Consider the following 12,879-nt stretch of genomic DNA (forward strand, 5'->3'; position numbering starts at 1 on the left):
ACCGGAGATCTACCGTGCGCAGCAGCGGCGCCGGAGCGCCCGGCACGACCATCCGGGTTCCGGCACGGAACGACCGCCGTACCCGACGAATTCCTGGAGATGCCCATGTCTGATGCCGTAACGCCGGTCGAGCCGGTGCTGGAGCCCGCGGCAGCCGCGTTCGCGGAGGCGACCGCCAACCCGCCCTACCTCTTCGATCTGCCTCCGGCGGAGGGTCGTAAAGCGGTGGACGAGGTGCAGTCCGGCGACATCGAGAAGCCGGCCGTGGACGAGGAGTGGATCACCGTCTCCGGCGGTCCGACGGGCAGCGTCAGGGCCCGGATCGTCCGCCCCGCGGGCGCCCAGGGCACCCTGCCGGTGATCCTCTACATCCACGGCGCGGGCTGGGTCTTCGGCAACGCCCACACGCATGACCGTCTGGTGCGCGAGCTCGCCGTCGGCGCGGATGCCGCCGTCGTGTTCCCGGAGTACGACCTGTCGCCCGAGGCCCGCTATCCGGTCGCCATCGAGCAGAACTACGCGGTCGCGCAGTGGGTGGTGGAGCAGGGCGGCACCAAGGGTCTGGACGGCTCGCGGCTGGCCGTGGCCGGGGACTCGGTCGGCGGCAACATGACGGCCGCGCTGACCCTGATGGCCAAGGAGCGCGGCGGCCCGGCTCTGGTGCAGCAGGTGCTGTTCTACCCGGTCACCGACGCGAGCTTCGACACGCCGTCCTACCACCAGTTCGCCACCGGCTACTTCCTGCGCCGCGATGCCATGCAGTGGTTCTGGGACCAGTACACCACCGACGAGAGCGAGCGCGCCCAGATCACCGCCTCCCCCCTGCGCGCAACGACCGAGCAGCTGACCGGACTTCCCCCGGCGCTGGTCATCACCGGCGAGGCCGACGTGCTGCGCGACGAGGGCGAGGCCTACGCCAACAAGCTGCGCGAGGCCGGAGTGCCGGTCACCGCGGTGCGCTTCCAGGGCATCATCCACGACTTCGTCATGCTCAACGCCCTGCGCGAGACCCACGCGGCCGAGGCCGCCATCGACCTGGCCGTCCGCACCCTGCGCACTGCCCTGCACACCACCTGAGCACAAGGAGACGACACAGACATGACGACTTCCACACCCACGGTCGTTCTCGTCCACGGCGCGTTCGCGGACGCCGCCAGCTGGTCCGGGGTCATCGCGGAGCTGCAGAGCCACGGCATTCCCGTGATCGCACCGCCGAACCCGCTGCGCGGCCTGGCGTCCGACGCCGCGTACATCGCCTCCGTCGCCTCGCAGATCGACGGTCCGGTCGTGCTGGTCGGCCACTCCTACGGCGGTGCCCTCATCACCGTGGCCGGCACCGCCGACAACGTCGTCGGCCTCGTCTACGTGGCCGCCTACGTCCTGGAAGAGGGCGAGAGTCTCGGCGAACTGCAGGGACGCTTCCCGCTCTCGCCGCTGGTGAACAACCTCAAGCAGTGGACCTATCCGGTCGCCGACGGCGATCCCGCCGTCGAGGTCACCATCGCCGAAGAGGCCTTCCCGTGGGTCTTCGCCGGCGATGTGCCCGCGGAGGTCACGAAGGTCTTCGCGGTGGCACAGCGCCCACTCGCCGCCGCGGCGTTCGAGGAGAAGGCCTCCGCCGCCGCGTGGCGGACCAAGCCGTCCTGGGCCCTGGTGGCCGGCGCGGACGAGGCGATCAATCCGGAGGTGGAGCGCTTCGGCGCGAAGCGGGCCGGGGCGAAGGTCGTCGAGATCGCGGGCGCGTCGCACGCGGTCGCCGTCTCCCGGCCTCAGGACGTCGCCGACCTGATCCTCGAGGCCGTCCGAGCGACGAGCTGACCCGGCGGCACCGACAGCCGCGCGGACCACTCCCCGCACCGAGTCCGCGCGGCACCGCCGTCCTGCGCCGGCGCACCGCACGATCCCTGACGCTCGTCCGCCGGTGCCGCACGAGCGGGGCGCGACGCCGCCCCACCGCGCCGATCGTCCGGCCGGCGCCGCCGATGCCTCAGCCCATCTGGTCCTCCGCCGACAGATGCTCCACGGTCCGGCCGGTCTCCGTGAACGTCCGCGTCACCTGCCCGGACGAGTACACCCAGAGGATGCGCAGCGGCCGGTCCCCGATGTTCCGGAACAGGTGGGGGACCGGGGCGGGGATGTAGGTGGCGTCGAACCGCTCCAGCTTCGTCACCTCGCCGTCCACCACCACCTCCGCCTCGCCGTCCAGGACGTGACGTGCTCGTCGCAGTTGTGCGAGCGCAAGGGGCGCCCGAGCCGACCGGACACACGCTCATGCCGCTGGTGATCCGGTTCTCCCCGCCCGCCGACGGTGTGGTGATGAGCGGGGTCGTCACGACGGAGCCCCCGCGGTCGAGCAGGGGCAGCTGCTGGAGCCGTGCCGGACAGCGGAGGCAGGTGCCGGCCCTATGAGGCTCCCCGTACTGACGGAATAGGGTGCAGCTGGTCGACCGCACAGGTGTTCGCAGGAGCATGCGAGCGCTGTGTCATCCGGACATCTGACAGAGGGACACGCCTGGAAGAAAAACCCGCGGACGGGAAGCCACGCCGGTGGAGCCCCATGCCTCACGCCCCCGGTCGGGACAGTTGCGCGGCGGTGTGTTCCAGGAGTATCTCCAGGGCGGCGGGATAGGCGCTGTGCGGCATGTGGCGGGCGAGCAGGTGGGCCGTGGCGGCGATGTTCGGATGGGACTCGGCGGGCAGGCGGGCGTAGGTGGAGTGCCACATCTCCTCGTCGCCCGCACGGGCCTCGTCCGCCAGCGCGAGGGATCCGGCGTCGAGCGCGGCGAACGCGAGACTCTGGTCGATGAACGCGTGGTACACGCGGACCGCCACGGGGTCGGGCAGCCCGGCGCCGCGCAGGATGCCGAGGATGGTCTCGTCCACCGCGATCTCGCGAGGCCTTCCGGTGACCCGGCTGGCGGTGAGGACGGCAGCCTGCGGGTGGGCGAGGTAGGACGCGTGGATGGCCCGGCCCAGCGCGCGCAGGTCCGTGCGCCAGTCCCCGGTGGCCGTCCAGCTGTCCAGAGCCCTGCCCATCAGCTCGTCCCCGATGGCCCGGGCCAGATCGTCCATCCCGGCGAAGTAGCGGTAGAGGGTGCTCGGATCGGCGCCCAGTGCCGCGCCGAGACGGCGTGCCGTCAGCCCGGTGCTGCCGTGCTCCCGCAGGACACGCAGGGCGGTCCGCACGATGATCTCCTCCGACAGCACGGTGCCGCCGCGCGTGGGCCGCCGCCGGCGGCGTGCCGCCTCCGGCACCACCTGCTTCGCCATCTCGGTCGTCCTTCCGTCGCCGGTCCGGAGCCGCCTGAGCCCACCCTTATGCCAACGGGGTTGACCTTATATCCCGGCGTCGCGTTGCATCGACCCCGTCCGGAGGCGCTCGCCTCCCGGCAGAAAGGTGTGTGACATGCGCGTACTTCTGGTGGGTGCGGGCGGCGTGGGAACCGCCGTCACCCGGATCGCCGCTCGTCGCGACTTCCTCGCCCACATGGTCGTCGCCGACTACGACCTCGCCCGTGCCGAGGCCGCGGTCGCGGCGCTCGGGGAGCGGGGCGCGCGGTTCAGCGCACGGCGGCTGGACGCCTCGGACCAGGACGCGGTGGCCCGGACGCTTGTCGAGGAGCGGTGCGACGTGCTGCTCAACGCCACCGACCCCCGGTTCGTGATGCCCCTGTTCCACGCCGCCCTGGAGGCCGGCGCGCACTACCTGGACATGGCGATGTCGCTGTCCGCCCCGCACGGCTCGCGCCCCTACGAGGAGTGCGGTGTCAAGCTCGGGGACGAACAGTTCGCACTGGCCCGGCGCTGGGAAGAGGCCGGACGGCTGGCACTGGTGGGCATGGGCGTAGAGCCGGGCCTGTCCGACGTCTTCGCCCGGTACGCGGCCGACGAACTGTTCGACGACATCGAGGAGATCGGTGTCCGCGACGGCGCCAACCTGACGGTCGAGGGCTATGACTTCGCGCCGTCCTTCAGCATCTGGACGACCATCGAGGAGTGCCTCAACCCGCCGGTGGTGTACGAAAAGGGCCGCGGCTGGTTCACCACCGCACCGTTCAGCGAGCCCGAGGTCTTCGACTTCCCCGAGGGCATCGGTCCCGTGGAGTGCGTCAACGTCGAGCACGAAGAGGTGCTGCTGATCCCGCGCTGGGTGGATGCGCGTCGTGTCACGTTCAAGTACGGGCTGGGCGACGACTTCATCGCCAAGCTGAAGACCCTCCACGAACTGGGCCTGGACGCGACGGCCAGGGTGAGCGTGCCCGGGAACGACGGACCCGTGCAGGTCTCGCCGCGGGACGTGGTCGCCGCGTGCCTGCCCGACCCGGCCGGCCTGGGGGAGCGGATGACGGGCAAGACGTGTGCCGGCACATGGGTCAAGGGCACCAAGGACGGGGCGCCGCGTGAGGTGTACCTGTACCACGTGGTCGACAACCAGTGGTCGATGCGCGAGTACGGCTCGCAGGCCGTCGTCTGGCAGACGGCGCTCAACCCGGTCGTAGCCCTGGAACTGCTGTCCACCGGCGCCTGGTCCGGCAAGGGCGTTCTCGGTCCGGAAGCCCTGCCCCCGCGCCCCTTCCTGGACCTGCTCACCGAGTACGGCTCTCCGTGGGGCCTGCGCGACGACAGCTGATCGCGCTGTCCTCCTCCCTCGACAGGCAGGCGCGCGGCGAGCGATGCCGTGGCTCAGAGCCGGCTGTAGGTGTCGATGTCCTCGGTGAACTCCTCGATCGCCTGCGCGGTGAGCGTCGGCCGCGTGTCGGCGATCGCGGTCATGTAGTCCTCGGTGGTCGCCGGCCGGCCCGGCGCTGGGTGACTTCCCGTTCGAACGCCGCCTGCGCGCCCTTGCGGGCGGCGAATGCGATGTCGGCCGGGGTGAACAGCTCGCTGGCCCCGACCAGTTGGTCGAGGTCGACGGAGGCCGCGGATGCCCTGAGATAGCGGTCCCAGATCGCCGCGCGGGCGGTCGGGTCCGGTGGGCCGACGGGAATGACGTAGTCGAACCGGCCCGGCCGCAGGAAGGCCGCGTCGAGAGAGCGGACCGAATTGGTGGCGCAGGCCAGCAACCGGGAGTCGTGCTCGCGGAAGACAGGGATGAGTTTGAGCAGCTCGTTGGTCACCCCGTGCCCGGGATCGACCGCCTTTCCGGAACGCACCCCGGCGATCTCTTCGACTTCGTCGATGAAGAGCAGCACCGAGTCCAGTTCCGCCAGGTCCGCGAAGGTCTCTCGCAGCGCGGCGGCCAAGCCCTCACTCGTGTCGGCCGCGAGCCGGGACGGGAAGAGTTCCACGAACGGCCAGCCGAGACGGGAGGCCACCGCCTTGGCGAAACTGGTCTTGCCGGTGCCGGGCGGACCGAACAGGATGATCGCCTTGGGCGGGGTGACTCCGTAGCGGTCCGCCAGCGCCGGCTCGGTCAGCGGGAGCACGACACGGCGCTCGATGACCGCCTTCTCGCGCTCCATGCCGGCCATGGTGTCCCAGAGTCCCTCGGGGAGCACACGGCCGCCGAGCGCGGCGAGGACGTCGGCGTTGGCGGTTCCCGGAGGTTCCAGTTTCTCGTAGTACGTCAGGTCGTCGCGGAACCGGTAGCCGGAGTTCTCCAGAGCCTTCGTCCCGGCGGCACCGGCCGGCAGCAGCGCGCTGATGTGGCGCACGTCGAGTGCGCGGAGGCGCCGTTCCAGTTCGGCGAGGAGAGCACTGCCGATCCCGCGCTCGCGCCATCGGGCGGCGAGCGCCAGCAGAAGGATCCATCCCCGTTTGCCGTGGGCCTGGGCCACGGCCATACCCACCAGTTCGTCGCCGACCACGGCGACGACTGCCGTCTGACCGGCCTTGGCCGCGGCCATCACCTCCGAGACGGGAAACACCCGGTCCTCGTCGGCCCGGCGGCTCTGGTCCCAGATCTGTATGGCTTGGTCGAGATCGTCGTCGTGATAATCGCGCAGATGCCAAGCGGGCATCGCCACCACCTCGCCCGGTGCGGGAGCCCCATTGTCTCCGGTGCGGCACCCGGGGACGAACCGAGCCGATCCCGAGCTTTCGCAGCGGCGCCGCGATCGATCACGTGGATCCGACGGCACCGCCGCTGTGCCCCGGCCGCGGCGTGCTCAGCCACGCCTGCTCGTCGCGACCGCCCCGGAGCCGGCCACGCCGGACTCCGACCCCGCCTGAACGGCCATCAGGCATGGCTGGACGGCCTGTCCCGCACCGCCACCGGGAGGCTCGGCGCCTGACCTTTGCGGAACGCGGGGTGTGCCAGACCCTCGTCGTAAAGCGCCCCGCGCCCCTCCGCACCGCCCACACCGGTGACGGGCCGCACCGCATGCAGGAGCGCGTGCGCGGCGTAACGTCGTAAGCGTGGACTTCACCGCGGACAGTCTGCTGAGCCGTGCGGCGCAGGTGCTCGGCCCGAAGGCGGGCGCCCTGGTGCGGGAGATGGAGGATGCGCTGCGCCGGGACGTTCCCGAGCTGTGGGAAGACCCGGACGTCCTGACCTCGCAGAACATCGCCGAGCACGTGGCCACCGTGCTCTTCGCCCTTGAGCACGGCCCCGACAGGAGCCTGCTCGAACCGCCGGACGCCGACGCGGAGCATGCACGCCGGCTGGCTCGGCACGGAAAGCCCGTCACCGCCATGCTGAGGGCCTTTCGCCTCGGGCAGGGCGTAGTCGTCGCCAGACTGCTCGAGGAGATGCCCCGGCTCACCAGCGATCCAGAACTGATCAGCGCTGCCGCCGGCAAGCTGATCGGGATTGCGACCGAGTACGTGGACCGCACGTCCGAGCGCGGCGTCATCGCGTTCCAGGAGGAGCGCGACCGCAGGCTGCGATGGCGGCTGTCGGTCGTGAACGAGGCGAGCACCCGCATCGGGACCACCCTGGACATCGCCCGCACCCTCCAGGAGCTGGCGGACCTCGCGACCGAGCAGTTCGCCGACCTCGTCACCGTCGACCTGCTCGACTCCGTGCTCCGCGAACCCGGCACGCCGGCCGGCGGCGGCCCGCGAGCCCTGCGCCGCATCGCCCAGAAGTCAGCGGCCGGCGACTCGCCGGAACCGACGACCGAGCCTCGGCAGCTGATCACCTACCTGCTCGGATCTCCACCGGATCGCGCCCTCGCCACCGGGCGGTCCGCCCGGTACGACGCCGACGCCTCCGCCCTCATCGGTCTCACGGGCGCATCGCCCACGACCGCTGAACCCGGCCTCGCCGCCGGCGCCCGCCGTATCCACTCGACCCTGGTGATACCGCTGCGTGCCCGGGGCACCACTCTGGGCGTCGCCCAGTTCTTTCGTCACCGGGGCACCAAACCCTTCGACGACGGGGATCTGCTCTTCGTGCAGGACATCGTCGCCAGGACGGCGGTGGCCGTCGACCATGCCCTCCGCTTCACGCAGATGCGCACCGCCGCGCTCGCCCTGCAGCGCAGCCTGCTCCCGCAGCGCGCGCCGGGGCATTCGGCCGTGGAGGTCGCCCGCCGCTATGTGCCGGTCGACGCGGAGCTCGGTGTGGGGGGCGACTGGTACGACGTCATCCCGTTGTCCGGTGCCCGGGTCGCCCTCGTGGTGGGCGACGTGGTCGGCCACGGCATCCAAGCCGCTGCCACCATGGGCCGGCTGCGCACCGCGGTACGCACCCTGGCCGACATCGACCTGCCGCCCGACGAACTGCTCACGCATCTGGACGACGTCGTCATCCGGCTGTCCGCCGAGACCACCGCCACCCCGGACGGACAGGGCACCGACCCGGCCGAAGAGGGCGGCGGGTCGGCCAGGGCAGGCGAAGGGCCGGCCGGGGGAGGGGGTGGCCCCGCCGGGGATGGCGACGGGCCGAACAGGGGAGGCGACGGGGACATCGGCGCCACCTGCCTGTACGCCGTCTACGACCCCGTCTGCCGCCGCTGCACCCTCGCCCGTGCCGGGCACGTACTGCCCGCCATGGTGAGCCGGGACGGCGCGGTCGACATCCTCGACCTGCCTCCCGGTCCACCGCTGGGACTGGGCGGCCTGCCCTTCGAGGCGGCGGAGGTCGACCTGCCCGACGGCAGCCTCCTCGCCCTCTACACGGACGGACTGCTGGTCGCCCACGACCGCGACGTCGAGTCGGGCCTCGCCAAGCTGCGTCATGTCCTCGCCCGGACCTCGGTCTCCCTGGAGGCCACCTGCGACACCGTGCTCGACGCGCTGCTCCCGGCCCGGCCGGACGACGACGTCGCGCTGCTCCTGGCCCGCACCAACGGCCTCGGGGACCGCCAGGTCATCACCTGGGAGCTGGAAGCGGATCCCGCCGCCGTTTCCCGAGCCCGGTCGAGCGTCTCGGAGCAACTGACCGCCTGGGGTCTTGATGAGCTCGGCTTCACCGCCGAACTGGTGGTCAGCGAGCTGGTCACCAACGCCCTCCGCTATGGCCGGCCGCCGATCCGGCTGCGTCTGATCAACGACAGCACCCTGCTGTGCGAGGTCTCCGACGACAGCAACACCACCCCGCATCTGCGCCGGGCCCGTGTCTTCGACGAGGGAGGACGCGGCCTGCTCCTGGTGGCCCAAATCGCCCGACGCTGGGGGACGCGCCACGCCCGCCGGGGCAAGACGGTCTGGGCCGAGCTGGACGACGGCGCCGGACTGCCGACGCCCGCCTCCCTCTAGCCGAGCGGGCGCCTGCGTACTTCGGGTTCTCGATCCGGCCGATGGGGGAGGCTACCGGTTGCTCCTGGTGTGCAATCCATTGATCTGCACGCCGATGGGTAATTAGACCGTCCCCTTGCGGGGCCCAGCTGGACTTGCGTCCTGCTGTCCCGGACGGTGAGGCCGACCGCCATGCTGGACGGCTGGGCAGGCTTGGGGTCCGACCAGCTCGACGCGATCAACCGCGGCAGCGCGCAGACCCTCTTCTCCCGCCTCACCGACGCCTGAGCGCACGGCTGGGAAACGGTCGTCCGCACCGACACCCGCGCCCCAGAAGCCCTATAGGCCGGTGACCGACCAGCGGTGCAGGGCGGCCTAGTCGGAACAGTCCATCCCGCGCGGCCCGGTTCGTCCTGTCGATCTGACCCGTCGCAGCCCGCTGCCGACTGCTCCTCGCGCTCACCCGGCAGGATCTCGGGACGCGACGGGTGACCGAGATCCTCGAGCCGGCCCGCCATCAGGCCACCGCCATCCTCGAGCGAGGACAGCGTGCCGGCGTCTCCCACGAGCACCTCCCCGCGGCGGTACTGAGCGCTGCCCTCGAAGCCCTGACCCTCTCCCTGCTGGAGAGCGTCAACACGGGAACGTGGCAGGACGACCCGACCGCACCGCGGTGGCTGCACAGGTCGCGGCCGTCGAAGGCGTGGCGGCGCAGATGCGGGCCGAGACCAACGAGGGCTGATCTCGCACCCGACGTTCCCGCGGACCAGGCGGCCGCCGCACTCGGACGGAAGATGACGGCCTCGCCGGTGAAGCGGCCGTCGGTCCCGTCTTCCGCGGTGGCGACGGATCGCAGGCGCAGCCCCTCGGGGATGTTCCGGAGAGCGCCCGGCGCTGCCAGTGCCCTGTCCAGCAGCGCCTTCGCGGGAGGTCGGGAACATGACTCGTTCGGCGAAAGGCCCCGTCGAGTAGCCCGGCACAAGCGTGTACCTGAAGGCCGGTCTGAACCGGTGCAACCGCGCCCAGGGCTGGGGACTCCTGCGCCGACGTACCGGAGAGAAGGGCACCCGGCCGGGTCGAGGATGTCCCCGCCTGCTGCAGATCCCTGCCGTGCAGTGCCTGCGGGTGGATCGAGAAGAACGCGCGCAAGAGCCAAGCCGAGTTCGCCCGCGTGCCCATGCGAAGTGGGCCGGGACACGCCTCCGAGGGCGAACCGGCCGCCGCCCCTGCATGACGGGTAACTCAGCCGGTGCTGTGGGCGATGGTGCCGTTCGGCAGGATCGTCATCGAGCAGGGGACTGGGCTCCCCGCGACGGAAACTCGGATGCGAGTGCCCCGCGGCCACCTCTAGGCTGCGCTCGCGGCGAGGTCGAGGCGCTGTATCGACCGTCAGTGGATCGGAGATGCACGGGATATGACCAGTCAGCTGTACGCGATCTGCTTCAACACAGCCCAGCCGTCGGGCCTGGCCCGGTTCTGGTCCCGGCTGCTGGGCTGGGAGTTGGCCGATGGCCCGGACGACGACGTCGAGATCCTGCCCCCTGATAACTCCGGGTTCCGCATCCGCTTCGTGCCGAGCCAAGTGCCCAAGATCGGTCAGAACAGGGCGCATTTCGACCTGACGAGCACCTCCCCGGAGGATCAGCAGCGGACGGTGGCCAGGGCGCTGGAATTCGGCGGGAAGCACATCGACGTGGGCCAACTCCCCGAAGAGGGCCATGTGGTGCTCGCCGATCCGGACGGCAACGAGTTCTGCGTGATCGAGGCGGGCAACAAGTTCCTCGCCGACACCGCCTTCATCGGAGCGCTGGCCTGCGACGGTACGCAGGAGGTCGGCTACTTCTGGAGCGAGGCGCTGCGGTGGCCACTCGTCTGGGACCAGGACCAGGAGACCGCGATCCAATCCCCGGACGGCGGTACGAAGATCACGTGGGGTGGTCCTCCGGTGGCGCCGAAGACGGGCCCGAACAGGCTGCACTTCGAGCTGGCGCTCCCCGCCGACGCCGCCTGGGAGGCGGAGGTCGACCGCCTGATCGCCCTCGGCGCGACGCGCACCGACATCGGCGAAGACGATGGCGTCCGGGTACTGATGCTCGACCCCGACGGCAACGAGTTCTCCGTACAGAGGCCGGGGTAGCGGTGCTGTTGTCGGCTGGGCTGTGTTTCATAGGCGTTCACCCGTGACACGAGCTGTCACTCAGTAGTCCACCTGTGCCGCCCCGGCGGGCTCGCCCTGCGCACGGGCAAGAACAAGGTGGCGATCCGGCACCACACCGCCCGCTTCCGCCCGTCCCTCGCCCTCGGAAAGGCGTCACCCTCGCCGGCGAACTGCGGGCACAGACACCTGCCGACCCTGGCCGAGGAGCCCAAGGCGAGCGATGTCGGCCTGGAGTTCCTCACCGGTGAGCTCCAGGCGAATCAGCACCCCTCCGGGCCGTCACTCTTTCTCGGGATCCGGAGGCCACCAATCGACGTCCTCGGTGCAGAAATTGCCGATGGAGACATCGTGGACAAACGACGCCCAGAACGCTCCCTCAGCCTCGTAGGGTTCGGAGTCGATCTGCCGAAGGAGCGTCTTGAGTCGGTTCGCGACCTGCACGTGCTCCTCTGGCTCCGCGCCGGCAAGGTAATAGGGGAAGATCTGTTGCGCGGCCTCCAGGCAGCGCACGAATTCCTCGATACCCGAGTTGACCGGCCAGACCCGATCTGCCGGGTCGGCGCCGAAGTGGATCGATCCCCGTTCCGTGTCGAGTACGAAGTGTTCGTCCTCGGTGTAGTCACCAAGGACCACGTACCGACGATTCCCCTGAACCCACTCCGCCGCCCGACTCGGCTCGGTCGCAGAGAAGACAAGTGAAACCCGTGGAACGCCTCGTCGTGCGAGGAATTCACGGCTCTTCGCATGGGAGACGGCGTTCAACCGGTCCATTTCCCATCTGACCTGTTCAGAACACACCCGCACTCCCCGCCTTGGCGACAGCTGCAGGACAACGTACTGCCCAGGAGACTGCCCGCCGGCTCCCCGGAGGAAGCCCTCGACCGCGCAGGCGACCTCAATCTCAGCGGATCGGCAGTAGCCTGCTCAGCCCCCTCCACGAACTGTTGCGGCGCAGAACTAGGTCCACGCACGCGGAGTGACGGTTGGCCGACCATGCAGCTGGTCGGGTCAGGCCCCCGATAGCCCGGGTCGTACAGCCGCTGCCCCTCTCGGTCGGACCAGGCGCCGCTCGGAACCAGGCCGGAAAGAGGGGGCCAGCATGCGGCCAGGGCCTCCCGCACAGGAATCCACTGGTCTGAACCCTTGCGCTCCACAGGCGTCAGCATTCCTGGCACGGCGCACTGCCTCAAGATTGCGCACGGATTGAGTCGGCAACGGCCGGCCGTCGTTCAACGACCGCAGCTGTCCGACGCTTCACTCGGCTGGTTAGATCATCCGCATGACGGACTGGTCCCAGCTGCACCACGCCTACGGCACGGCAGAAGACATTCCCGGCTTGCTCAACTCAGTCAGCCCGGCCCCAGGGGATTCCAACTGGACCGAACTCTGGTCCCGGCTGTGCCATCAGGGCACCGTCTACTCGGCAAGCCACGCGGCCTTGCCTGCCCTGCGAGACATGGCACGCCAGTGGTCGCCCGCGGACAGACAAATGCCACTCGTGCTGGCCGGCGCCATCGCGGCCAGTACCGATCAGCCATACGGCGAGCCGGATCCCCACGTGGCCTATGCCCCGGAGATGTCCGACCTGGTGCAACTGACCGAGGAAGCGCTTCGGGATCCCGCCCTCGCCGACGACCCCGGCACTTACGTCTACTTGCTCGCCGCGCTCCTCGGCTTCGAGGGGGTCGAGGTCTGGGGCGAACAGCTCGACGGACTGAACGACGATGAATACGAAGTCCCCTGTCCCGCGTGCAGTGCGGAGAACTTCATAGCGTTCGGCGAGTACGGCTTCTTCTCGACCACCGACAGCATGTACATGAGCGAGACCGCGGCGAAAAGGATCCCGCTGCAGCCTGCGAACCCCTCAGCCCTGGAGGGGCTGGCCCAAAGACTCCACAGTCGCGCGCTCGCAGACGACCAGACCGATGTCGCGCATAAGTTGACTTACGTTTTCGGCGAAGCACGGTGCGCCGAGTGCGATGCGCTCTTCAGCGTCGCGGAAGCCATCGCCACTCGTTGGAGCGCCTGAACCACATCACCGCCCCGGTCCCGGACCGTGCCGAGGCTGAGACGCGGGAGCGTCGCTGAGGCGGCTGTCG

At 70.3% G+C, this 12,879-nt stretch carries 9 protein-coding genes and 1 pseudogene; 6 read left to right on the forward strand and 4 right to left on the reverse strand.

Annotated features, from left to right (window positions below):
• The first annotated feature begins 105 nt into the window (after positions 1-105).
• Together ACQPXS_RS43845 and ACQPXS_RS43850 are read left to right on the forward strand one after the other, a co-directional pair.
• Positions 106-1,077 carry an alpha/beta hydrolase gene (locus ACQPXS_RS43845; protein ID WP_433455044.1) on the forward strand — a complete coding sequence of 324 codons (972 nt, stop codon included), beginning with the start codon at positions 106-108 and terminating at the stop codon, positions 1,075-1,077.
• Positions 1,078-1,098: 21 nt separating this feature from the next.
• Positions 1,099-1,818, forward strand: coding sequence for an alpha/beta fold hydrolase (locus ACQPXS_RS43850; protein ID WP_433455045.1), 720 nt, complete (start codon positions 1,099-1,101; stop codon positions 1,816-1,818).
• Between the two features lie 169 nt (positions 1,819-1,987).
• Here ACQPXS_RS43850 and ACQPXS_RS43855 read toward each other — a convergent pair whose 3' ends face one another.
• On the reverse strand, positions 1,988-2,182 hold the full coding sequence (locus ACQPXS_RS43855) for a cupin domain-containing protein (protein ID WP_433455046.1): 195 nt from the start codon (positions 2,180-2,182) through the stop codon (positions 1,988-1,990).
• A gap of 380 nt (positions 2,183-2,562) precedes the next feature.
• On the reverse strand, positions 2,563-3,270 hold the full coding sequence (locus ACQPXS_RS43860) for a TetR/AcrR family transcriptional regulator (RefSeq protein WP_390679674.1): 708 nt from the start codon (positions 3,268-3,270) through the stop codon (positions 2,563-2,565).
• 136 nt (positions 3,271-3,406) lie between these two features.
• Between ACQPXS_RS43860 and ACQPXS_RS43865 the strand changes: the two genes are divergently transcribed.
• Complete coding sequence (locus ACQPXS_RS43865; RefSeq protein ID WP_433455047.1) at positions 3,407-4,630, forward strand: saccharopine dehydrogenase family protein; 1,224 nt, start codon at positions 3,407-3,409, stop codon at positions 4,628-4,630.
• 53 nt (positions 4,631-4,683) lie between these two features.
• Here ACQPXS_RS43865 and ACQPXS_RS43870 read toward each other — a convergent pair.
• A pseudogene (locus tag ACQPXS_RS43870) lies at positions 4,684-5,960 on the reverse strand (ATP-binding protein).
• Positions 5,961-6,357: 397 nt separating this feature from the next.
• On the opposite strand from ACQPXS_RS43870, the gene ACQPXS_RS43875 reads away from it, so the two are divergent.
• Entirely contained in the window at positions 6,358-8,643 is a 2,286-nt protein-coding gene (locus tag ACQPXS_RS43875; RefSeq protein WP_433455048.1) for an ATP-binding SpoIIE family protein phosphatase, read from the forward strand.
• Positions 8,644-10,036: 1,393 nt separating this feature from the next.
• Positions 10,037-10,759 (forward strand): VOC family protein, encoded by a 723-nt coding sequence (locus tag ACQPXS_RS43880; protein ID WP_433455049.1) that lies wholly within the window; start codon positions 10,037-10,039, stop codon positions 10,757-10,759.
• Between the two features lie 300 nt (positions 10,760-11,059).
• Here the strand turns inward: ACQPXS_RS43880 and ACQPXS_RS43885 are convergent, their stop codons facing one another.
• Positions 11,060-11,551, reverse strand: a complete 492-nt coding sequence (locus ACQPXS_RS43885) for an SUKH-4 family immunity protein (RefSeq protein ID WP_433455050.1) — start codon at positions 11,549-11,551, stop codon at positions 11,060-11,062.
• A 508-nt stretch (positions 11,552-12,059) separates the two neighbouring features.
• Between ACQPXS_RS43885 and ACQPXS_RS43890 the strand changes: the two genes are divergently transcribed.
• The gene (locus ACQPXS_RS43890; RefSeq protein ID WP_433455051.1) at positions 12,060-12,809 is read left to right on the forward strand and encodes a hypothetical protein; all 750 of its coding nucleotides are present in this window, start codon (positions 12,060-12,062) and stop codon (positions 12,807-12,809) included.
• The last annotated feature ends 70 nt before the right edge of the window (positions 12,810-12,879 follow it).

This window comes from Streptomyces sp. CA-142005 (genome assembly GCF_050942335.1).
In the GTDB taxonomy this organism is placed as follows: Bacteria; Actinomycetota; Actinomycetes; order Streptomycetales; family Streptomycetaceae; genus Streptomyces.

Coding starts and splice junctions, on each gene's coding strand:
- ACQPXS_RS43890 (WP_433455051.1), top strand. CDS start 12,060: ATGACGGACTGGTCCCAGCTGCACCACGCCTACGGCACGGCAGAAGAC.
- ACQPXS_RS43880 (WP_433455049.1), top strand. CDS start 10,037: ATGACCAGTCAGCTGTACGCGATCTGCTTCAACACAGCCCAGCCGTCG.
- ACQPXS_RS43885 (WP_433455050.1), bottom strand. CDS start 11,551: ATGGACCGGTTGAACGCCGTCTCCCATGCGAAGAGCCGTGAATTCCTC.
- ACQPXS_RS43850 (WP_433455045.1), top strand. CDS start 1,099: ATGACGACTTCCACACCCACGGTCGTTCTCGTCCACGGCGCGTTCGCG.
- ACQPXS_RS43865 (WP_433455047.1), top strand. CDS start 3,407: ATGCGCGTACTTCTGGTGGGTGCGGGCGGCGTGGGAACCGCCGTCACC.
- ACQPXS_RS43860 (WP_390679674.1), bottom strand. CDS start 3,270: ATGGCGAAGCAGGTGGTGCCGGAGGCGGCACGCCGCCGGCGGCGGCCC.
- ACQPXS_RS43845 (WP_433455044.1), top strand. CDS start 106: ATGTCTGATGCCGTAACGCCGGTCGAGCCGGTGCTGGAGCCCGCGGCA.